The sequence below is a fragment of the uncultured Psychroserpens sp. genome (assembly GCF_947492715.1).
Classification (GTDB): Bacteria; Bacteroidota; Bacteroidia; order Flavobacteriales; family Flavobacteriaceae; genus Psychroserpens.
This window is the reverse complement of record NZ_CANLNS010000001.1, coordinates 59,568-83,523: the sequence shown is the minus strand read 5'-3', so window position 1 is coordinate 83,523 and position 23,956 is coordinate 59,568. Positions and strand designations below refer to the sequence as shown.

16 protein-coding genes are annotated in these 23,956 nt (G+C 37.1%); 9 read left to right on the top strand and 7 right to left on the bottom strand.

Annotated features, from left to right (window positions below):
• Nucleotides 1-14: 14 nt before the first annotated feature.
• From Q0787_RS00380 to Q0787_RS00345, 8 genes are read left to right on the top strand one after another with little or no spacing between them, the layout of a single operon-like run.
• Entirely contained in the window at nt 15-617 is a 603-nt protein-coding gene (locus Q0787_RS00380; RefSeq protein ID WP_298900199.1) for a short chain dehydrogenase, read from the top strand.
• 9 nt (nt 618-626) lie between these two features.
• Nucleotides 627-3,164 (top strand): phenylacetic acid degradation bifunctional protein PaaZ, encoded by a 2,538-nt coding sequence (gene paaZ / locus Q0787_RS00375; RefSeq protein ID WP_298900198.1) that lies wholly within the window; start codon nt 627-629, stop codon nt 3,162-3,164.
• Nucleotides 3,165-3,167: 3 nt separating this feature from the next.
• A complete protein-coding gene (locus Q0787_RS00370; protein WP_298900197.1) occupies nt 3,168-3,920 on the top strand; it encodes an enoyl-CoA hydratase/isomerase family protein in 753 nt (250 codons plus the stop codon).
• A gap of 2 nt (nt 3,921-3,922) precedes the next feature.
• Nucleotides 3,923-4,519 carry a transferase hexapeptide repeat family protein gene (locus tag Q0787_RS00365; RefSeq protein ID WP_298900196.1) on the top strand — a complete coding sequence of 199 codons (597 nt, stop codon included), beginning with the start codon at nt 3,923-3,925 and terminating at the stop codon, nt 4,517-4,519.
• 20 nt (nt 4,520-4,539) lie between these two features.
• Nucleotides 4,540-5,637 carry a hypothetical protein gene (locus Q0787_RS00360; protein ID WP_298900195.1) on the top strand — a complete coding sequence of 366 codons (1,098 nt, stop codon included), beginning with the start codon at nt 4,540-4,542 and terminating at the stop codon, nt 5,635-5,637.
• A gap of 42 nt (nt 5,638-5,679) precedes the next feature.
• Entirely contained in the window at nt 5,680-6,987 is a 1,308-nt protein-coding gene (locus tag Q0787_RS00355; protein WP_298900194.1) for a dihydrolipoamide acetyltransferase family protein, read from the top strand.
• Between the two features lie 35 nt (nt 6,988-7,022).
• Nucleotides 7,023-9,074 carry a thiamine pyrophosphate-dependent enzyme gene (locus Q0787_RS00350; RefSeq protein WP_298900193.1) on the top strand — a complete coding sequence of 684 codons (2,052 nt, stop codon included), beginning with the start codon at nt 7,023-7,025 and terminating at the stop codon, nt 9,072-9,074.
• Between the two features lie 58 nt (nt 9,075-9,132).
• The gene (locus Q0787_RS00345; RefSeq protein WP_298900192.1) at nt 9,133-9,504 is read left to right on the top strand and encodes a hypothetical protein; all 372 of its coding nucleotides are present in this window, start codon (nt 9,133-9,135) and stop codon (nt 9,502-9,504) included.
• Nucleotides 9,505-9,557: 53 nt separating this feature from the next.
• Here Q0787_RS00345 and Q0787_RS00340 read toward each other — a convergent pair whose 3' ends face one another.
• The 4 genes from Q0787_RS00340 to Q0787_RS00325 all read right to left on the bottom strand — a co-directional run bounded on the left by Q0787_RS00340 (nt 9,558) and on the right by Q0787_RS00325 (nt 14,095).
• A complete protein-coding gene (locus Q0787_RS00340) occupies nt 9,558-11,237 on the bottom strand; it encodes a SulP family inorganic anion transporter (protein WP_298900191.1) in 1,680 nt (559 codons plus the stop codon).
• A 127-nt stretch (nt 11,238-11,364) separates the two neighbouring features.
• On the bottom strand, nt 11,365-11,916 hold the full coding sequence (locus Q0787_RS00335; RefSeq protein ID WP_298900190.1) for a DUF4136 domain-containing protein: 552 nt from the start codon (nt 11,914-11,916) through the stop codon (nt 11,365-11,367).
• 17 nt (nt 11,917-11,933) lie between these two features.
• Nucleotides 11,934-13,934, bottom strand: a complete 2,001-nt coding sequence (locus tag Q0787_RS00330; protein WP_298900189.1) for a urocanate hydratase — start codon at nt 13,932-13,934, stop codon at nt 11,934-11,936.
• Nucleotides 13,934-14,095 (bottom strand): DUF5522 domain-containing protein, encoded by a 162-nt coding sequence (locus Q0787_RS00325; protein WP_298900188.1) that lies wholly within the window; start codon nt 14,093-14,095, stop codon nt 13,934-13,936. Before Q0787_RS00325 ends, Q0787_RS00330 begins: the two co-directional genes overlap by 1 nt.
• Nucleotides 14,096-14,226: 131 nt before the next feature.
• Here Q0787_RS00325 and Q0787_RS00320 point away from each other — a divergent pair, with 131 nt between their 5' ends.
• Nucleotides 14,227-14,466 (top strand): hypothetical protein, encoded by a 240-nt coding sequence (locus tag Q0787_RS00320; protein ID WP_366915870.1) that lies wholly within the window; start codon nt 14,227-14,229, stop codon nt 14,464-14,466.
• Nucleotides 14,467-14,468: 2 nt separating this feature from the next.
• Here the strand turns inward: Q0787_RS00320 and Q0787_RS00315 are convergent, their stop codons facing one another.
• The 3 genes from Q0787_RS00315 to Q0787_RS00305 form a co-directional block, all read right to left on the bottom strand.
• A complete protein-coding gene (locus Q0787_RS00315) occupies nt 14,469-18,602 on the bottom strand; it encodes a CUB domain-containing protein (protein ID WP_298900186.1) in 4,134 nt (1,377 codons plus the stop codon).
• 28 nt (nt 18,603-18,630) lie between these two features.
• Complete coding sequence (locus Q0787_RS00310) at nt 18,631-19,062, bottom strand: hypothetical protein (RefSeq protein WP_298900185.1); 432 nt, start codon at nt 19,060-19,062, stop codon at nt 18,631-18,633.
• A gap of 321 nt (nt 19,063-19,383) precedes the next feature.
• Nucleotides 19,384-23,760 carry a GEVED domain-containing protein gene (locus tag Q0787_RS00305; protein ID WP_298900184.1) on the bottom strand — a complete coding sequence of 1,459 codons (4,377 nt, stop codon included), beginning with the start codon at nt 23,758-23,760 and terminating at the stop codon, nt 19,384-19,386.
• Nucleotides 23,761-23,956: the final 196 nt, after the last annotated feature.

Sequence of the window (23,956 nt, the reverse complement as noted above, 5' to 3'; positions counted from 1 at the left end):
TAAAATAAGAGATAATGAAAATATTAATCATAGGAGGCAACGGAACAATAGGTAAAAAGGTAAGTGAACGCTTAGCTCAAAAGCATGAAGTACTCATTGCTGGTCGACATTCTGGAAACGTCACTGTCGATTTTTCAGATTCATCATCAATACAGACGATGTTTGAATCTGTGGGGAAACTAGATGCTATTGTAGCTATTGCTGGAGATGCGAAATGGGACAAGTTGAATAAGCTTTCCGAAGATGATTTTTATATTGGTATAAAAAGTAAAATGATGGGACAGGTTAATACGGTAAGAATTGGTAAAAATTACTTAAACCCAGGAGGATCTATAACATTATCTACCGGAATCTTAGCAGATGACCCTGTAGATATGACAACAAGTGCAGCTATGGTAAATGGCGCTATCAATAGCTTTGCTAAGGCTGTGGCTTTAGAGTTAGAAGATGGAAAACGAATCAACGTTGTGTGCTCAGATTTGGTAGAAGATTCATTCGAGAAATACAAAGACTATTTTCCAGGAAATACACCAGTACCAATGCATAAAATTGTAGACGGTTACGTAAAATCTATAGAAGGAAAAATTACAGGAAGAATATTAAGAATAATGGCATAAGGAGTTATTATGGATAAAATACAACATTACGTTCAAGGTCATTGGACAACAGGAAAAGAAGAAGGCGCACCAATTTATGACGCTATAACCGGCGAAGCATTTACAAGTGTTGCAGTTGAAGGGTTAGATATTCCAGAAATACTAAACTACGGACGAACCAAAGGAGGTGAGCAACTTCGAAAAATGACATTTCAAGAGCGTGGTAACATGCTTAAGAAATTAGCATTGTATCTTACAAAAAGAAAGGATGCATTCTATGAATTGAGTTACCGTACAGGAGCTACCAAAGTAGACAGTTGGATTGATATAGAAGGAGGTTTTGGTAATCTTTTTGCTAATGCCTCTCTCCGAAAATTGTTTCCAAATCAACCTTACCACGTTGAAGGAGATCCTATCGACTTGTCTCGAGGAGGGCGTTTTATGGCTCATCATATTATGGTGCCTAAAAAAGGTGTCGCTGTACATATTAATGCATTTAATTTCCCTGTTTGGGGTATGCTAGAGAAATGTGCAGTAAACTGGATGGCTGGTGTTCCGGCTGTCGTATTACCCGCACCTTCGTCATCTTATCTAGCCGAAGCCGTTGCCAGAGACATCATAAATTCAGGGATCTTACCAGAAGGGGCACTTCAAATTATTAATGGTACAGTAAGAACTATTTTAGATACTGTTGAGTCACAAGATGTTGTCACATTTACAGGTTCGGCGGCTACCGGACGCTTGCTTAAAGCACATCCTAGGCTCATACAGGAATCTGTGCCATTTACAATGGAAGCCGATTCATTGAACGCTTCTATTTTAGGTGAAGATGCCGTGCCAGGAACGCCAGAATTTGATTTATTTATTAAGGAGGTTCGTAAAGAAATGACAGTAAAAGCTGGTCAAAAGTGTACAGCAATTAGGCGTATCATAGTTCCTGAAAATTTAGTTGAAGATGTACAGATTTCATTAGGAAAAGCATTAGATAAGGTGACTATTGGAGACCCAAGATTAAAAGAGGTAAGAATGGGGGCTCTAGTAAGTCGCCAGCAAGTTAAGGCCGTTAGGGATTCTGTAAACGACTTGGCGAAAGAAGCTCAAATTGTATATGGTGATTTAGATAAAATTGAAACTATAGGAGCAGATGCACAAAAGGGTGCATTTATCAGCCCAATTTTATTGAGAGCAGACCATCCTTTTCAAAATACAGTGATTCATGAACGTGAGGCTTTCGGACCCGTAAGTACTATTATGCCTTATAAGAACTTAGATGAGGCTGTTACATTAGCCCAGATGGGTAAAGGGTCTTTAGTATCTTCTATAGCAACTAATGACGATAAAATTGCTAAAGATTACGTAGTTAATGCTGCCAGTCACCACGGAAGAATCTTGGTTTTAAATCGCGAGAGTGCGAAAGAAAGTACAGGTCACGGCTCACCTTTACCATACTTAGTTCATGGAGGACCAGGACGTGCAGGAGGTGGTGAAGAAATGGGAGGAATGCGAGGGATCAAGCATTACTTGCAACGTACAGCAATTCAAGGCTCACCAACAACAATTACTGAAATTACAGGCATTTACCAACAAAATGCAAAGTATAAGGAAGCGGAACAGCATCCATTTAAATACCATTGGGAAGATATTCAACCAGGCATTTCGCTCAAAACGCATAAACGAACATTTACAGATACCGACATAATCAATTTTGCCAACCTTACTTGGGATCATTTTTATGCTCATACAGATATCACGTCCTTAGACGGAAGTATTTTTGAGAAAAGAACAGCTCATGGTTATTTCATTATTTCGGCGGCAGCAGGATTGTTTGTATATCCAAATAAAGGCCCAGTAGCTGCAAACTACGGTTTAGATAGTATTCGGTTTTTACGACCATTATATCACAACGATACAATCTATGTGCGATTAACTTGTAAGGAAAAAGTAGATCGAGATGTCGCTTCAGCTGAACATCCAAGTGGTATTGTAAAGTGGCATGTAGAAGTGTTCGATGCCAATTTTGAAGATAGACCTGAAAGTCAAAAAAACGATAAAGATAGTCCTTTAGTGGCGGTTGCGACCATTTTAACAATGGTGCAGAAGAAACAAGAGGTCTTCGTTGAAATGACAGACGCTAAAATAGAGGAGTGTTTAAGTAAACTTAATGAAGACACGAAACCTCAGTGGGGAATTATGACGCCTCAACATATGATTGAACATCTAGAGTATACATATAAAATTGCTGCGGGAGAGATTCAAGATTTTGAAGTCGCCACTCCTGAAAAAATTCTTGAGAAGGTAAAGAACAGTTTATATAATTACAGGAAATTTCCGAAGAATTCAAATTTCCCATTACTAGAAAAGGATACGTTAGATGATTTGAAACATGAAAATCTGGCGATTGCAATTGAGACATTTAAAACTCAGAGAGCAGCTTATTTAAATTATTTTAAAGAAAACCCAGAAGCAACATTAAGCAATATGGTTTTTGGAGAATTAAATAGATATGAATGGTATTTAATGGAGCGAAAGCACTTAAATCATCATTTTGAACAATTTGGATTATTATAAATTATGACACAACCATACGTTAAACAAACGATAGAAAACGAAGTAGGATATATTGAATTTTTTCATCCTGCCCATAACTCCTTACCAGGAGATGTATTGGCAAAACTAGCTGAAACCATAACTGAAGCAGGTGAAAATGATGCCATTAAAGTAATCGTTTTAAAAAGTGGAGGCGATAGAACCTTTTGTGCTGGAGCAAGTTTTAAAGAGCTTATTAATATAAATGATGCTGCTACAGGAAAAGTTTTCTTTTCCGGATTTGCTAATGTGATTAATGCCATGCGAAAATGTCCAAAGTTTATTATAGGACGAATCCAAGGTAAAACTGTTGGCGGAGGTGTAGGACTCGCAGCTTCAACAGATTATTGTATGGCCACGAAGTTTGCAGCTATAAAATTAAGTGAGTTAAATATTGGAATCGGACCATTTGTAGTTGGACCAGCAATAGAACGAAAAATGGGATTGAGTGCGATGTCACAAATTGCCATTGATGCAAATTCATTTTATCCGCCAGAATGGGCTAAAGAAAAAGGTTTGTTTACACATGTTTACGATAGCACTGAAGCACTTGATGATGCTGTAAAAACAACGGCCGAACATTTATGTACATACAATACAGAAGCCATGTTAGAAATGAAAAAAGTATTCTGGAAAGGAACTGATGATTGGGACGAGCTTTTGGCAGAACGCGCACAAACAAGCGGAAGATTAGTGTTGTCTGATTTTACCAAAGAGAAATTAAAAGGATTTAAATAATAATGATTTACAGTTTTAAAGGATTTATACCAGTGGTTCACAAAAGTAGTTTTGTGCATCCTTTGGCTGCCGTAACTGGTAATGTGATTATTGGTAGAAACTGTTACATAGGTCCGGGAGCGGCTATTAGAGGGGATTGGGGACAAATCATTTTAGAAGATGGTGTTAATGTGCAAGAAAACTGTACTGTACATATGTTTCCAGGAAAATCCATTACCCTTAAAGAAAGTGCGCATGTTGGTCATGGAGCCATAATTCATGGTGCGAACTTAGGTAGAAATTGCCTTATTGGTATGAATACTGTTATTATGGATGATGCCGAAATTGGAGATGAATGTATTGTTGGGGCTATGGCGTTTGTAAAGGCAGAAACTAAAATTCCGAATCGAAGTTTAGTGGTTGGGAATCCTGCAAAAATTATAAAGGAAGTAAGCGACGATATGATTGCTTGGAAAACGAAAGGCACGCAGTTATATCAACAATTACCAGCAGACTGTCATGAAAGTTTAAAAGAAGTAGAACCTTTAAGAGAGGTTCCAAAGCATATGAAAATACAGGAAGATGTTTATAAAACACTTCGCGATTTCATGAAAAAATAGAGAAGACAACAACTTACGAAATGAAAAGAATAATTGTTATAGCTTTACTGTTTTTTGCCGCAAAAGGATTGGCGCAAAATGAAATAACATATTTCGCACTTGATAGTAGTGTTGTTTATGTTGATAACTCAAAAGGCGCACATTTTACAGTGAAATTTCCGGGAGATTCTATAAAAACTACAGGAATGTCAAATGCTTATATGATTGGTGACGAATTTGTTCAATTTTTAAAACGAAAATATGACCGAAATAGTTATACAAATAAATCTAAGCCAGAAAAGGAGATTGCAGTTTTAAAAGACGCCATGAACTACGAAGTAGATTATTTGAGAGATGAAATTTTCAAACAAGATCTTGATATAAAAGAAGAAGTGTTTTTAAATGATCAAGGAAAGAGATTTCATTTATGGAGTTATGCGATGCCAGAAAAAGCCCTTGAAGAGATGGGAAATGATAAACTGGAGCAAAAAGTGTCGCAGTACTATTTTCTAAACTGTATTGTAAATGATTTTATTTCTGGAATGATGTTAGTATCCTATGAAGGCGAAAGTATCGAACAAAAGATAGAAAGCATTAAAAATATCTCTAATTCTGTCGACATTTTTGGTGGCCCAATTGATATTGATGGCACCTATGCTAAGATGGAAGCTGAGGAGGACAATACTACAATCGAATTCATAAATGAGAGTAAGGGATTTGAATTAGACATCCCAAATTGGGCTAATTTGGTTAAATCGGATTTGAGCTTGTATTGGATGGCAACGATGCCAGACATTAATAATGTGAAGAACGCTATAAGTTTAAATTGGTTTGAAAAAGAGGCATATAAAGGTTTCAAAGATTTTAATAAGGAATTTGTTCTAGGAAAAAAGATAGGAGATGGTTTAAATACAGGAACGTTCTTAATGAAAAAAGAACTTAAAACTGCCGAGAATATGAATGGGGTTACCTATAAAATTCAGGCCATGTTTGGCGGTTCGTTATATGATTGTCAATATGTGACTTTTGAAACTAAAACTCATTTCGTTTTGGTGAAATTTATTGCTACACCAGACACCTATGAATTAAATGTTGAGAAGTTTAATGACTTTATTAGCAACATAAAAATATTAGATTAATAATTTTTAAATTTTAAAACTAGGATAAACTAGTTAATACAAATGTCAAAAGTAGAGTTTAAAATGCCCAAATTGGGCGAAAGTATTACTGAAGCTGCCATTATCACATGGTTTAAAAATGTTGGAGATACAATTGAAGAAGATGAAATGCTTCTCGAAGTTGCTACAGATAAAGTAGATTCTGAGGTGCCTTCAAATGTGTCTGGAGTTATTGAAGAGATTTTATTTGATGCTAATGAGGTGATTAAAATAGGAGAAACCATTGCAATTATTAAAGCAGACGGAGATGTTGCAGAGTCAAAAAAACAATCTAAAAAAGCAGATAAGAAACCAGAACAAAAAAAGACCGAAAAACCTAAGGCACCAAAACGACCAAAATTAGATCCCGTTGCTTCTTCAGGGCAATTTAGCGTTTCTAATTCGAATACATTCTTCTCGCCTTTGATTATAAAAATTGCGAAGGAACACCATATTAGTTTTGAAGAATTAGCTAGAATCCCAGCAACAGGTCATGAAGGTCGATTACGCAAAAGTGATATATTTCAGTATATCGAAGAAGGGAGACCCTATAAATTTGCACAGCCAGTTGCTCAACAAGACCCAACGGCATATCGTATTCCACAGCTAAATTTTGATAAAGGAAAAGGAAAAGTCATTGAAATGGATAGAATGCGTCAAATGATTGCAGATCATATGGTGTATTCAAAACATACGTCGCCTCATGTAACGGCTTATGTTGAGGCCGATTTAACCAATATGGTAAATTGGCGCAATGCCAATAAAAAAGCATTCCAAGAAAAGCATGGAGAGCGTTTGACCTTTACACCATTATTTGTTGAGGCTGTGGCAAAAGCTGTTAAAGATTTTCCAAATATTAATGCCTCAGTTGATGGTAAGACTATTATAGTGAAAGAAGATATTAACATTGGTATGGCTACTGCATTACCTAGCGGGAACTTAATTGTACCAGTGGTTAAAAACGCAGATACAAAAGATTTGAAAGCATTGGCAACCAATGTTAACGAGCTTGCTAATAAGGCTAGAGAAAATAATTTAAAAGCGGATGATATTCAAGGGAGTACCTTTACTATTTCTAATGTAGGAACTTTTGGAAGTGTCATGGGAACACCTATTATCAATCAACCTGAAGTGGCGATTCTTGCTTTGGGAATAATTAAAAAACGTCCTGAGGTTATCACTACAGAAAAAGGCGATGAAATTGCCATTCGAAGTATGATGTACTTGTCATTGTCGTTTGATCATCGTGTTGTTGATGGGTTTTTGGGCGGAAGTTTTGTGCGTCGTGTTGCTGATTATTTTGAGCAATTTGATGTAAATAGAACAATATAAATAAAATAAGAAGGCCTGTATTTGCAGGAGTTACTATGAATAAAGACATATTAAAAAAAGGATTTTCAAAATTGTGTACGGCCAAAGCAATGGCAGAATTATACGAAGCTAATTTTAAACAGGTTTCCAAATATGTACATGCCACCTCTAGAGGTCATGAGGCCATTCAAATTGCTTTGGGGATGCAATTGCTACCTCAAGATTATGCGTTTCCGTATTACAGAGACGATGCTATGTTATTGTCATTTGGATTAGAGCCTTATGATTTAATGTTGCAATTATTAGCAAAGAAAGACGATCCGTTTTCTGGTGGTAGAACTTATTATTCGCATCCAAGTTTAAAGGACGATGATAAACCGAAAATCCCACATCAATCTTCAGCAACAGGTATGCAAGCCATTCCTGCAACAGGTGTTGCAATGGGAATGCAGTATAAAGAACTTCAAGATTTAGATGATAAAACACTTAAAGATGCGCCTTTTGTGGTGTGTAGTTTGGGTGATGCTTCTGTGACCGAAGGAGAGATTGCAGAGGCATTTCAAATGGCAGCTTTGAAGCAAATGCCTATTCTGTATTTGGTACAGGACAACGGTTGGGATATATCGGCAAATGCCGAAGAAACTCGTGCTCAAAATGCATTTGAATATGCTCAAGGCTTTCATGGATTAGATGCTATCTCTATTGATGGTGCCAACTTTATAGAAAGTTATGACGCGGTTGAAAAGGTAATAGAAACCATTAGGACAGAAAGACGACCATTTTTGGTCCATGCTAAGGTGCCACTTTTAAATCATCATACGTCTGGTGTTAGAATGGAGTGGTATCGTGACGATTTAGACGAAGCACGATCTCGAGATCCTTATCCAGTATTAAAACAACAATTAGCTGATAACGGATTCTCGCAAGAGGAGATAGATGATATAGAACGCTTGGCAATCTCGAAGGTACAATCCGATTTTGAAAAGGCATTACAAACTGAAGATCCTAAGCCTGAAGATTTGTTTACACACGATTTTGCACCAACTCCAATTTCCGAAGAGAAAGGAGAACGCACACCAGAAGGAGCAGATAAGGTCGTAATGGTTGACTGCGCATTGTTTGCCGTTGAAGAATTGATGAGAAAACATAAAGAATGTTTGCTTTATGGGCAAGATGTAGGTGGTCGACTAGGAGGTGTTTTTAGAGAAGCCGCAACATTGGCACAAAAGTTTGGAGATGATCGTGTGTTTAATACACCAATTCAGGAGGCATTTATAGTAGGGTCAACAGTTGGTATGAGTGCAGTTGGATTAAAACCAATTGTTGAGGTTCAGTTTGCAGATTATATTTGGCCTGGGCTCAATCAATTGTTTACAGAAGTGAGTCGTAGCTGTTATTTGTCTAACGGAAAATGGCCAGTGAGCATGATTTTACGTGTCCCTATTGGAGCTTATGGTAGTGGAGGACCCTATCATTCTTCGTCTGTAGAAAGTGTAATTACAAATATTAGAGGAATAAAAATTGCTTACCCGAGTAACGGAGCAGATTTAAAAGGACTGATGAAAGCGGCGTATTACGATCCAAATCCAGTTGTGATTTTAGAACATAAAGGCTTGTACTGGTCTAAAGTGCCTGGAACATTAACAGCCACTTCTGTAGAGCCTTCTGAAGATTATGTTTTACCTTTTGGAAAGGCTTGGGTACTGCAGGAAATATGGAAGCAAGAAGACGTTGAAACGTGCACAATCGTAACCTACGGAATGGGAGTACATTGGGCTTATAATGCATCTGGAGAATTGGGAATGAGAGATCAAATTGAAATTATAGATTTAAGGACCTTATATCCTTTAGATGAAGATGCTATTATGAACTCGGTTAAGAAAACTGGAAAATGTTTAGTGGTAACTGAAGAGCCATCTAATAATAGTTTTGCTAGAGCGCTTTCTGGAAAAATACAGGAAGAATGCTTTAGATACCTAGACGCGCCAGTGATGACTATAGGTAGTGAAAACATGCCAGCTATCCCGTTAAATTCTACTTTAGAACAAACGATGATTCCTTCTACAGAAAAGGTAAAGGCGAAGATTGAAGTTTTATTGAATTATTAAAAGGGTATATTTAAAAGAAATTCTTTGTATATTGAACCTTTAATTTATCACTCATATCATGAAAAAACAACTACTTTTATTGTGCTTCGCATGCTTTTTATTTGCAGGAAGCCAATTGTCATTTGCTCAAACTACGATTAAGAAACAAAACACAGCTGTAAGTAATGCTGATTATTCTGCTGAAAAAAGTGTACAGAAATTAACTAACTTATTAGAGCGCGAAGCAAAGTTAGATGCGACGCAAAAGGAAAAGTTATATGACGTGTTTGCTGCAGTAGAGAAAAAAATTAAAGGTATCGCCAGCATTGAAGATGCAACTGAGCGTCAAGCTAAGAAAAAGAAAATACGTGCTTATATTGACCAAAAGATAAAGCAAGTATTAACACCTGCCCAATACGAAATTTATAAAAAGAAGACGGCAGCTAAATAGAACGTACCGAAATAAACTATATAAAAAAAGCGACCTCATAGAGGTCGCTTTTTTTATATCTTATATTCTGAAAGCGGTTTTGTGAACTTTTCAGGATCGGCCGCTAAGTGGTATCGAGGATCGTCAATATCCTCAATGATGACTTCCTTAAACTTAGGGCTTGCCTTATACATCAGTGTCTTACAATCTGTACTTAGATGCTTTAATTTGATTGTTTTGCCTTCGGCTTCGTATTTGTTTACCAAGTTAAAGATGGCTTCCATAGCCGAGTGATCACTTACACGAGATTCTACAAAGTCTATTTCAACATGTTGTGGGTCGTTTTTAACGTCGAATTTAGCGTTGAAATTTTGGATAGATCCAAAAAATAATGGACCCCAAATTTCGTACGTTTTTGTGCCGTTGGCCTGGATGCGTTTACGCGCTCTAATCATTGTTGCATTTTTCCATGCAAAGACTAAAGCTGAAATAATTACACCAGCAATAACGGCTACGGCCAAATCTTTCCATACAGTAATGGCTGAAACTGCAATTAAAACAATAGCATCAGACAAAGGAATTTTTCTAATAATTCTAAAACTACTCCATGCAAAGGTTCCAATAACCACCATAAACATCACCCCAACTAATGCGGCAATTGGTATTTGTTCAATTAATGGTGCTCCAAACAATACAAAGCACAATAAGGCAATGGCTGCAATGGCTCCAGATAATCGACCACGACCACCAGAATCTACATTAATAATAGATTGACCAATCATAGCACATCCACCCATACCTCCAAAGAGACCGTTGAGCATGTTGGCTCCACCTTGAGCAATACACTCTCGATTTCCATTTCCTCTAGTTTCAGTGATTTCATCAATTAGATTTAAAGTCATTAACGATTCTATAAGGCCGATAGCGGCAAGAACAAAAGCTGTAGGAAGGATTGTACTTAAGAAATGACCATCTAAGGTGCCAAATAAACCAAAGATTTGATCTTGAAATGTAGGTAAACTACCTTCTAACCCTTTTCCTCCACCTTCTTGGATAAAAGAACCAACTGTGCTCATTTCGATGCCTCCGAAGATAGTAATACAAGCCACAACAATAATGGCAATGAGGGCTGCAGGGATTTTTTTAGTAAGCTTTGGCAAACCATACATAATACCCATTGTAAGTCCGATAAAACCTAACATTTTCCATAACGCCATATTTGAGAATAGGTGAGAGAACCATTCAGATGTGTTGCTCCAAATAGAAATATCTTTAGGAACGGCGTTAGGAAATAGGCCTAATTGTGATAGGAAAATCACAATGGCTAAACCATTCACAAACCCCATCATTACTGGATGTGGAATAAGTCGAACAAATTTTCCAAGTTTAAAAACACCAGCTAGTATTTGGATGACACCAACAAAGAGTAGTGTAATGAAGAGCCACTGTAAACCTAGGTTGTCGATGGGAGTTTCTAAGCTAAGCCCTACTTCATTTCCTTTTTGAATAAGATATACCATTACAACAGCCATAGCTCCAGTTGCTCCAGAAATCATACCTGGTCGTCCACCAAAAAGAGCCGTTACGATGCCCATCATAAAGGCACCATATAGTCCGACTAAAGGGTCAACACCTGCGACAAAGGCAAATGCTACGGCTTCAGGAACCAAAGCAAGAGCAACGGTTAAACCAGAAAGAATATCATTCTTTGGGTTTTGGGTAAAGTTTTTTCGTGTGGTTTGGCCTAGTATCATAATTCTTGCACTTAAAAGTCGGCAAAGATAGGCTTTTAGAAATGAAGCAGAAAATGAACTGGAATAAAGGCATAAAAAAAACACCAGAGAACTGTTCTGATGCTTTTTTTATTCTTGTTAAGATAATTTATTGTGCGATTTGCGGTGGGTATTCTTGCATGATTTTAGTTACAAACTCTTTTATTTTTGCTTCTTTCTTTTCCACACTTCTTTGTGTTAAAAGTCCGGTGCCCATACCTTGCCATACTAATTCCTTTTTATTAGCATCGATTAAGTCAACAAATAAAGAACCTTGAGTTCTTGTAGATACTGTTGGTTGATTCCAACCCCAGCCCCAACCAGGACCAAAGCCTCCCCAACCCCAGCCGCCATAGCCCCAGGTATTGTTGTAAACATTAACACGTTGTTCTGATTTTGTAAAAATACTAACCAAAAGATCTGGATTTTCAGATTTGGTATAGCCTTGAGCTAATAATTCGGTTTCGATAGCGCGCAGAATTCTACGTTTATCTAGGTCACTAATTTCGGCTTTATCGATTCCTGTTTTAAAGAATGCGAACGTCTTGTATTTGCCGAATTCGGCATTTTTGTCGTAATCTGATGCGACTCTAACAGAGCTACAAGAAGTGATAACCAAAGTTACCATCACAATGGGTAATAATTTGAGTAGTTTTTTCATAATTCTTTTTTTTATGGTTATAACGAGTTTAATAAATCATCATCAACTTTATTAGGTAATGTTACCTTTAAATTAGGTTCGTTTTGCATGGCGCGTTTAATGGCAAAAATAGCTTCGTCATTTCTTGCCCAACTTCGTCTAGCAATTCCGTTGTTAACATCCCAAAAAAGCATACGTTTTAATCGTACAGATGCTTCCTTAGTACCATCAAGAACCATACCAAATCCACCATTTATAACTTCTCCCCATCCAACACCTCCACCATTGTGAATGCTTACCCAAGTAGCACCTCTAAAACTATCACCAATAACGTTGTGAATAGCCATATCTGCTGTGAATCTTGATCCATCATAAATATTACTGGTTTCTCTATATGGAGAATCGGTTCCAGATACATCATGGTGGTCACGACCCAATACAACAGTCCCAATTTCACCATTGGCTATGGCTTTATTAAATGCTTCTGCAATTTTCATTCGTCCTTCGGCATCGGCATATAGAATTCTGGCTTGTGACCCAACAACGAGTTTGTTTTCCTGTGCGCCTTTGATCCATTGAATATTATCAGACATTTGTTGCTGAATTTCTTCGGGAGAATTCTTTTTAATCGCTTCTAAAACTTGGCAAGCAATAGCATCTGTTTTGGCGAGATCTTCTGGTTTTCCAGAGGCACAAACCCATCTAAACGGCCCAAAACCATAATCAAAACACATTGGCCCCATAATATCCTGCACATAAGAAGGATATTTGAAATCTATACCATTTTCAGCCATAATATCTGCACCAGCTCTAGAGGCTTCAAGTAAAAATGCATTTCCGTAGTCAAAAAAATAAGTGCCTTTTGCAGTGTGATTATTGATAGCTTTAGCTTGGCGACGTAAACTCTCCTGAACTTTGGTTTTAAATAATTCAGGGTTTTCTGCCATCATGATATTAGCTTCATCAAACGATAAATCAACAGGGTAATAGCCTCCAGCCCATGGATTATGTAAAGAAGTTTGATCGCTTCCAAGATCTATATGAATATGTTCTTGATCAAATTTTTCCCAAACTTCAACGACATTACCTAGATAGGCAATAGATATCGTTTCTTTTTCAGCTTTAGCCTTTCTAACTCTGGCTACCAATTCATCTAAATCTGTGGTTTTTACATCGATCCAGCCCTGGTCTAATCGCACTTGGGTAATCTTAGGGTTTACTTCTGCACAAACGGTTATGCAGCCTGCAATATTGCCAGCTTTGGGTTGAGCGCCAGACATGCCTCCTAAACCTGAGGTCACAAATAGATTACCTTTGGGCTCTTTTTTTATTTTTCTAAAACCATTCAAAACAGTTATAGTTGTGCCATGAACAATACCTTGCGGACCAATATACATGTAACTTCCAGCCGTCATTTGTCCATATTGAGTAACACCTAAGGCGTTGAATTTTTCCCAGTCATCTGGTTGAGAATAATTAGGAATCATCATACCATTAGTGACAACCACTCGCGGAGCTTCTTTGTGGCTTGGGAATAATCCCATTGGATGCCCAGAGTACATAACTAAAGTCTGCTCGTCTGTCATTTCAGACAAATACTTCATTGTTAACCTATACTGCGCCCAATTTGAAAAGACACCCCCATTGCCACCGTAAGTAATTAATTCGTGTGGGTGTTGCGCTACTGCGTAGTCCAAATTATTTTGAATCATAAGCATAATCGCGGCAGCCTGTTTAGAGTTAGCAGGGTACTCATCAATAGGTCTCGCATACATTTTGTAATCAGGGCGTAAACGATACATGTAAACCCTTCCGTGCGTGTCAAGCTCTTTTTTGAATTCTGGTAGTAGGGTTGCATGCTGAGATTTATCAAAATAGCGTAGAGCATTTTTAAGCGCTAGCTTTTCTTCATCTGAAGATAAAATACTTTTTCTTTTAGGAGCATGATTGATTGAAGGATCATAAGGTTTGGGTTGAGGTAAAACACTTGGTATTCCTTCTTTTATTTGATCTTTAAATGATAAGGTTGTTGTTGGCATTACTTTTTTTTTAAAGTATTTTTATTAAAACCATAAGGGCAATGTCTACAGCCGCTTTCACAGCAATATCCTCTTTTTAAATGATATTGTTCGGTGAAACAACGATAGCCTTCTGGTGTTACATAATAATCTCCTTCTTCTACAGGAATTATTTTCTTCATCTTACAAAGATAATGTAAATTGGAAAGATTTTTGATTGTTGATTCATATGGTTTTAATTTCTAAATATATTGTACCTAGAGGTTATGTTGGAATAACGATTTTTCCTTTTATTTTCCTGAAAAATTATAACTTGAAAACTAATGCAATATTGGTGAATCATGAGCGTATTCATTTAAGGCAACAACTAGAAATGTTGGTTGTTCCATTCTATGTTTTCTATTGTGTTGAATTTTTAATTCGTCTCATTGTAATGAAAAACTGGCATCAGGCTTATCGTCGTATATCATTTGAACAAGAAGCCTATAGAAATGAAAAAGACCTCAACTATTTAAAATCAAGACCTTTTTACTCATTTTTAAGTTATTTATAGTTTTATTGACGAATAACCACCTTTTGAGTTTTTTGTTTTCCGTTGTTTAATACAACTTTTACAATGTAAGTGCCATCCGATAATGCGGTGTCGTTTAAGAGGAAACCGGACTCGTTAATATTGGTTTTTGTAAATATAGATCTGCCTATGATGTCGTAAATAGTAAAAGTACTTATGGTTCCAATTTCCGAAGAAACCTTTACGTATTCACTTTTAGGAGCAATAATAGTTATGCCTTCATAACCATCTGTTGGGTTGACACCTAGAGATTGGTTAGTATATCTTAAAATGAATCTATTGTTATGAATTCCAGCTTCTATGGTAAAGGTGTAAGGCGACATCCGAATATCATGTATGATGTTCAATGCAGTGTCTTCTATATATATGGTTTGTTCCTCATCTGAGAACAATCCATCTAATGAATTTATAGCTATAGTATGACTTCCAGTTTCGTTAGAGATAATGCCTAAGGGAACAATGTCATCTTGTAAAAATGGTAATGATCGACCTTGAATGGATAAATTTTCGTTGTTTAAGACTGAATAAAAGGCATTGTTCTCTCCGCTAAAATCATAACCGTCATAAAGACGATCAAAATCGTTGGTCGCATCATTAACATAACCAACTAATATCGTATTAGTAATATCATTTGGTGACAATAAATCTAGCCATATTCTATGGCGTTCTATAGTGTTTCGATTGGTATTCTGATCTGAATCGATAGATCTAAAAAAAGTGTTATTGTTATAAGTTGAAAGCACTTGTCTCATGTTATTATTAAATGTAACAGTAGATCCAGAAGTGGCGCTGTGATTCATCATTACAAAAAATGCCTGACCTGATCCGATAAATAAATCACTTGTGCCAGGGGGATTTGATCCTGTATTGTTATGTTCAATATAGTCATTGCCATCGTAGTTATAAACATAATCTTCATAGAAGGGATCTTGAGTTGCAATGGAGTAACTAGAGTTATGCGGCCAAACATAAACAGTACCATTAATATTGGTGTTTAAATTTGTAAAGGCATTAGCGGAAATAGCCGAAGGGTAAGGGTTTCCAATGAGATTCCAGTTGTCGTCCTCGTTAGTAGCGGTATTGCCTATTCCTGGGTAATTACCTCCATTATAACCTCCATGAAAAATCTGTTTTGTAATAATTCCATTATTAGGAACACCACTAAATAGAGCGGTGTTATTTGCTATGGTATAGGTCGTAGAAGGTATTGTGGTTGGAGTGCCTGCCAATCCTCTTACAATATAACCAGCACCATTTATCATATTTCCTGATGCTGAAAACCATTCGCCGTGGTTGCCTGTTCCGTTTCCAGCAACGGTTGGTGTCCAGTCAAAAATTAAACTAGAAGAAGGAGAAATATTTGCAACTTGATAATTGGCAACAGGTGATGCCCAGTATACATATTCTGAGTTTGCTACAGCACTTTCATCAAAATTGGGAGAGCGTTGCACATGAATAGTTCCAGAGTTAACGGCAGCATCCTCAATTTGAATTAAACTCGAACTACTTTTTAAATTTAAAACACCTGTATTTTGAACATTTACCCATTCTTGAACAATGAGTTCTGTATTGGTTTCAAGCTCGAGATAAGCATTTGACTCTAACGTTAGGCTTCTTGCTTGAGCAGGCTGAGGAGGTAACGGGATTGGTGTTTGAGCTTTATCTGCTAAAGGTGCATTGGGTACAGTGCTATTATCTGGAATTACAATGCAGTTATCTATGGTGGGCACTCCAGTAGGTGTCCAATTACTGCCTATATACCAGTTATTATTTGAGGAACCGTTCCATGTTTTTTTATTATAGATAACTGTTGCTGTATCAGTACAGGCGTTGTTATCTGTTGCGGTATAAGTTTGGATACCGTTTGGAGCAGCATAAACTGTGCCTGCAAAACCACCTGCATATGCTGTGGTCAAAGTATTATCTGTGTATAAGCCGGTCGTTGGAGACCATGTGACCTGTGGAGGTGACGGCGTTCCATCGGCCGTAACAATCACGTCATCGATGAACCAATCAAAGAGGTCTAGTGTGTCTCCATTTAGTCTAAATCTAATGTATAGGGTAGTATTTCCATCTAACGCAGAAATATCTATGTTTTCAGTAGTAGCTGCAATATCATTTGGAACATTTAAAGCGGTATACTGGTTTGTCCAGTTAGTTCCGTCTAAAGAGGTTTGCACCCGAATTGAAATATCACCACCTAAAAAAATATTTAATTCATGTTTAAAACTTAATTGAAGGTTGGTTTGGCCTGTTATATCGATAGCAGGAGATCTTAAACGCCAATTACTTACATCATCACCTGTTGTCCATTCTAAATTTGCTTCGTTCGCTGTTCCTCCCGCATTATTTGTAGTGGATACAATCCAATCTGCACTTGGTGCGCCGTTGGTTACGGTCCAACCAGCAGGGAAATTAGTCGCGTTAAAATTTTCAACAAACACGGTAGTTGTAGGCGCAGGAATAGGTGCGTTTGTTGTAAGTTCGGTATAGTCTAAATTGCATTCATCAGCTCCAATAGGATAGTTAGTATCTGTAATCATTAAGTTACAATTATTGCCACAGGTAACATCAGCTACCCATCCGCTTTCGGTTACTGAGCTATCACTATCAAAAACAAAAGTCAAAGATCCAGAAGGATCTGTGGATGTGAATGGTCCAGGAATAGCTGTTCCTGAGAAGGTTCCTAATAATGGATATGTAGCATCAGGCCCATCATATACAAGCAGATCATCGCAGCAAGATTCTAAGTCGAAAGCTGTAAATGTTACCGTTATAGCAGTGCCTAGGATATCTGGAGTTAATGTGGTTGCGCTCAATTCGTTATTTGAGTAATTACCGGCCACACCACCGCTGTCATAAAAAGTAGAGCCGCAAATCACTGGAGGTACGTATGGTGCACAAGTTAAATTCGCTGCCCATCCGCTTTCGGTTACTGAACTATCGCTATCAAAAACGAAAGTCAAAGCACCAGAAGCATCAGATGACGTGAATGGTCCAGGTATTGTATTTCCTGCAAAGACTCCTAAAAGAGGGAACGATGCATTAGGTCCGTCATAAATTCTTAATTCGTCGCAGCAGCTTTCAAGATCAAAAGCTGTGAAGGTTGCAGTTACGGCATCACCTGCAATATCTGGATAGAATGTTGTTGTTTGAAGTTCGTTATTGTTGTAATCACCACCTGAGCCACCACTGTCATAGAATGTGAATCCGCATGTTGGTGGTGTTGGAGGAGGTGTACATGTAATATCTGCTACCCATCCCGTTCCAACATTAGCATCCCCGTCTGAAACGAAATCAAACGTAATCTCTCCCGTTGGATTACCTGCAGTATTGGAGGTAAATGAAACAGGTGCAGAAGTTACTGTTCCTAGAATCGGAAACGTGTTATTTGGTCCATTGTATACCGTTAAAACATCCCCAGCGTCAGGAATATCAACAGAAGTAAAATCTACTGTAACTGTTCCGCCAGCAAAATAAGGGCTTATGGTTGTAGATTCATTTCCAGAATATGGACCAGATGTGCCGCCCATGTCATAATATTGACTTCCACATACTGGTAAACTTGCACATGTCGTTGTTCCATTTCCAGAAGTTTGTTGAAAATCAATTATTCCTTGACTACCATTATAATTGGTTATTAGTACAACATAAACCTCGCCCTGCATTGCGTTTAAAATATTCATGGTCTCGGTAGGAGCGATACTAAAGCTGCAATCGGTAATTTGATCGGTTGCATACGGGTAAAACGTTGGGTTGGCGGTGTTGTTTGGACATGTTGGACAATTTGTAAAGGAAATGTTAGCATTCGCATCTGCTATATCTATGAAAGGTCCCCAAGCAATGAAATCAACATCAATTGGAGTGCCACCTGTGTCTTCTTGATTAATCGTGAAAATTAAATCACCTGGTTGATCAATTTGTAAATAGAAGTAGGCCGCATTTGGTATGGATCCTAGACAGCCAACGGGAGTATTGTCTGGCATTCCAAAAACATTATTGAATGTTAATTGAGAAGTTCCAGAACAAAATTGTTCTGAACTTAAGACGTCTGTTCCTTGAGAAAAGGATAGATTTAAAGTGAAGTAACATATAAAGAATATTGTAATTTTTTTCATGTCGTCATGCTTCTGAGTTGGTTGTTAATTACAAGAAACTAGTAAACTGCCATTCTGTTTTGGTTTCACAATTTGTAGTTGGGTTTAAGATTATGGCTTTCCATTTAATACACTTACAATTCAAATCATTGTACGCTAATGTTTTATTTCCGACGGTGTTTTCTGAAAAGTCAACGATTTTATAAGTTTTTACTTCAGATCTGTTTGTTCCGTTTAATCCATTCCAACAAGCATTTAAGGGTTGAACTTCGAAAGTTAACTCTAGGTTTTGTGTATCGTTTGTTTCAGAAAAATCCCATGAAATTATAATATCATTTACGTTTTGATTGTTTCCTGAAATCGTCTTAGCTTCTATTGTAAAGTTTTGGATGCATTCATTAGTGTTGGAAGTAATTGTTTGGCTTTCAGTAGAATAATAAGCAAGTATTAAAGCCGTTAAAAAAAGTAATTGTTTAATCATAATCTATATCGTTCTAAACTTAATAGAATAGTATCATTCTAACGAGATGTTAGTTTTAGTGACTAAAATGTCTAATATAGATTTGAGGCTTAAAGATGATTAATGTATGAAAAAATATTAATAATTTTAATGTTTTATTGTGTAATTAATATGATTTTAGTTAACATGTTGTGAATAGCTAATAATTTTAACTTTTTTGATTAAGATTATCAATTAAGATTATGTTTTAAATGAAATATGATTACCGAGTCTATGATATCTAAAATAAAAAAGACCGCCTTCGAAATGTATGGCGGTCTTTTTTTATTATGATTCTTAGCTTTATTGCTTAAGAACGACTTTTTGAATTTTTTGTTGGTCATTTAGCAATGTTACTTTTACAATGTAAGCAGAATTTGCTAGATGTTTGGTTTGAATATTTAACTCACTAGCATTTACGTTAGGCTTATCTATTACCACTCTTCCTAATAAATCGTAGACCTTTACATTTTGAATAGGATTGGTCGTTGATTCTATTTTAATGTATTTTCCGTTTGGAGCAATTATAGTAAGTCCGTCTAATGCTTCTGGGTTATCAACAGATAATGTGTTATCTGTATATCTCAGAATAAACCTGTCATTAATAGTTCCAGCATTTGAGTTAAAATTATACGGACTTAAACGTAAATCGTGAATTGTATTTGTATAGGTGTCTTCTAAAAAGATGTTTTGATTGATGTCCTCAAATAAGCCGTCAACTGTGTTGATTGCAATAGAATAATCTCCATTTTGAGAGATTCTGTATCCAAGAGGAACAATATCATTATTGTTAAAAGGAAGCGATCTCCCTTGAATCGACATGCTTTTTTCATCAATAATTGAATAGAAGAGTGTGTTGCCATCACTTAACTGATCACCATCATAAAGTCTGTCTTTATCATTGGTGGCTCCTGAAATATAACCCACTAATATAGAATGCGCGTTATTGTTATTATCAATTAAATCTAGCCATATTCTATGCTTTACTATTACAGTATCACTATCATTAGATGAAGGATTAGCATTTCTGTAAAATTGATTATTACTATAAACACCGTTTCTCATTGTATTGTCAAATACAAGATTCGCTGGTGTTGACGCGGTATGATCCATGAGAACAAAAAATGCTTGACCTGCACCAATAAATCCATTAAATCCTGCTGGAGTAGAACCTGTCAAATTGTAAGCGATGTAATCATTTGGATTATAATTATAAACAAAATCGCCATAAAACGGGTCGGTAACAGCATTGCTTGGAGCTGATTGATGTGACCAAAGATAAACAGTTCCTGCTATTGCCGGATTGGAGTCATCAATGATATTAGAAGCATTCATTGTAATAAAAGTGTCAGCAAAAATTGCCGAGGGAAAAGGATTACCTACAAGATTCCAATTATCATCAATGGCTGTGGCAACAGTTGCCCCAGCACCTGGGTAGTCTACTCCGTTATAGGTGCCTCTTAAGATTTGTCTGTTAATTATACCATTACTTGGACGGCCAATAAACTCTGCAGTATTTGGTGTTAAAGTTCCAGATAATCCCCTTATAGCATAACCTTTTCCTGGAGTCATGTTTTCTGAAAGGGAACGCCATTCGCCATAGTTACCAGCACCATTTCCACCAACTGTAGGAATCCAGTCTAAGAGGTATCCTGCACTTGTACCAGGAGATACTCCACTAAGTCCGAAATTTTCAACGGCAGAAGACCAATAAACGTAATCTGAAGTACTTAACCCAGTAACCTCTCGCTGCATTGTGATATTTCCTGTATTGTTATTGGTAGCTACATTGGTCACCTGTACTAAATTAGCGCTGTTTTTTACCATTAATGAGCCATTTGCATCTACATTTATCCAATCCGTAACAGTTAATGATGTTGACGATTCCAGTTCTAAATTGGCATTACTTTTAATGGTTAAATTTCTTGCGTATGAAGGAGTTGGAGGTACCGGTGGTCCTAAAATAGTAGGGTCTGGTAACACACCAACATCATCAATAATAACACAATTATCGCTAGTTGGAACTCCCGTAGGATACCAATTATTTGGGTCGTTCCATGTTGTTGTGCCCTGAGTACCATTCCAGATTTTTGTATTATTAGTAATTGAAATATCTTTACTAATGGTACAACCGTTTGAAAGTGTTGCATTAGCGGTAAAAGAAAAAGTTGGTTGTTGCAGTTGTGTAAAAGTTGGTTTTACATAGACGGATCCTGTGGCTGTTCCAGGAGTGTAAGGTATAGTAGCTGCAGCGTCAGTATAAGCGTCAACTGTGCCAGTCCAAGTAAAAGATGGGCTAAGTGGTCGTGTTCCATGAAGTTGAATGTTGTCTACTGCGACGCCATCACCCCAATCTGCATAATAGTAAATTCTTACCATTAAACTTGGTGCACCATCAAAAGCGGATAAATCATATGTTAAATGACTAAAATTAGTTCCGAACCCTACATCATTAGTAATGTTCGCAATTATGGTTGGCCATGTTGTTCCACCATCTGTTGAGACTTCAATATTTACATATTCCGGAACTGATGGGAAGTATTGCGAAAAATACATATCCAATTCTAATGTGAGGCCCGTAAAAGTAGAGGCATCTAATAAGGGGGAAATTAATTCGTTTTCGGTATGAATTACTCCTGAATCTGAAGTACTCATTACAAAATTATTTGCACCAAAACCAGAGGATATTGCTGGATTCCAAACAAATTGAAATGGTTCATAGGTACTAGTTTGCGATTGCCATTGAGAAATTCCATCAAAGGGAGCTCCATTAACCTCAATGTTGTTTTGAGTAAAAACTCCTAGTCCGCCAGTTTCAAAATCTTCGTCAATTAAATAAGCAAGTTCTGTGCTTCCAATTGCGGCTATTTGAATAATGTCATTTTCGCCACAAATTTCTGGTATCGCTGGTGTAATAGTAAGTGTTGTTATTGGATTAACAGTTCCTGTGATTTTGGTTCTTACCAAAGATTCGCAGCTACCGTTGTCTGCTGTTACCCAATAGGTAGTTGTATTAGAGATTATTGGAGACCAGTCTCCTGTTGTTGTTGCTACTAAATTGCCTCCTGTTTCGGCATCATACCATTTAAATTGCGTTGTCCCTGCAGAACCTGTTACTTGAAGGGTTACGGCACCTGGTCCACAAGTTGAGCCGTCCATTTTGCTCGTTATTGTTGCACCACAACTTTGCACTACTGTAAATAAGTAGTCTTCGGCTTCTCCATAATCAGTGTAATCATTATTTTGACCTGGAAAATCATGATTGATAAAGGGTTCACAGGCCGTAAAGTTGTATGATCCCAATTCGGTTCCAAAGCGATCATTAAAGGCATTATGAAATCTTATTCGAATTCTATAATCACCTATGGCTTGATTTGCTGGAATTACAAAGCTAAAGGTCGTTGTTGTTGTTAATGTTCCTGCAGAGTCATAGACGATTTCCGAGGCGTCATTATTAAAGACACCGTCTTTATTCCAATCTACCCATGCTTTATAACGTCCTCGTCCTGTAGCCGATTCTACATAAACGTTTACACCTTCGCCTTGCGCCTGAATACTATTTGTTAATCCTGACCAATCTTGATATCCTGATGGTGAGTTCGAAAAACCACTGCCAAGATTAGAGACGTCATTAAGTGTTCCAATAAATTGAACATCATCTATGTATTTAGTAATTGGCGAATTATTAGTGGCTGGAGTACAGTATGTAGAAGTCGTTGTTGTCGTACTTCCATTTAGAGGATTAATAGTGTTGTATAGAGGTCCATTAGAGCAAACATCATTATATGAAAACACGTATAAGTAGTATGTGGTTGCAGAGTTTAGGCCTGTTGCTGTAAAGTTTGTGTCGTTATCAATATCAACTACCACGTAACCAGCACCTATAGTGTCGCCTATATTGTAAGTTGTTGTATTCACGGGCGTTGGTGCAGTTGCAGAGGTACTTACAACAACGAGATAATTATCTGGGACAGGAGCAGCATCTGTAAATGAACCAAATACAGTATCTCCAGTTGGGGTTAAATTAAGAGCCGTTGGCTGATTGGGTGTTGTACACGGAGTTAAGGCTATTCCTTTAACATCAATATCATCGATAGTAAATGCTGGAAAACCTCCAACAGAATTGTCATTTTCCCAAGCAAAACCAAGATAAAACTGTTGTCCATCAATTACCGAAAGGTCTAAATTTGTGACATTTTGAGTTGTGCTTTGTCCTTGATAAACTCCAGGAAGCGCAGCCCATGTGGTTCCATCTAACGAATAGATGACAGATCCAAAATCAAAAAATAGTTCACCTTCACATATCCAATTAAAATCTAATGTAACGTTTGTATAGTTGGTAGCATCAATCGGAGTCGTGTAGTAAACAAGAGTTGAGGCTACTCTATTGTCTCGATACTCTGGTCTTGTGCCAGTCGTTACAGGATTGTTTATGCTAACGGCCATGGAGTAGTTGCCAGAAATGACATTACATCGCGTGTTATCTAAAACCCACCAGTAGTTATTATTTGTTGGGGGCGTGGTTGCAAAATCGCCAGTTTGCCAGCCTATATAGGGTGTGGCTTGATTTTCTTGTCCAGTCGCAGTTTCAAAATCTTCTGAGAAGATAGTGACCTGAGCACTCAGTTCCGAGCTTAAAAATATAGTAAATACTGAGGCTAAGAGTAATTTTTTAATCATACATGTTCCATTTTAAACGTAACAAATAAATCATGAAATTCATGAATTTAGCATAGGCTATGAACTGACGATTAGGGGGATTCGCTTTAGAATTCTAAACATGATTGTGCGGTTTTTGTTTACCATGCATAATTATTCTATGATAAATATAGCTTTTTTACCTTTGTTTATATCAATGCAGTTATTATATTCGACT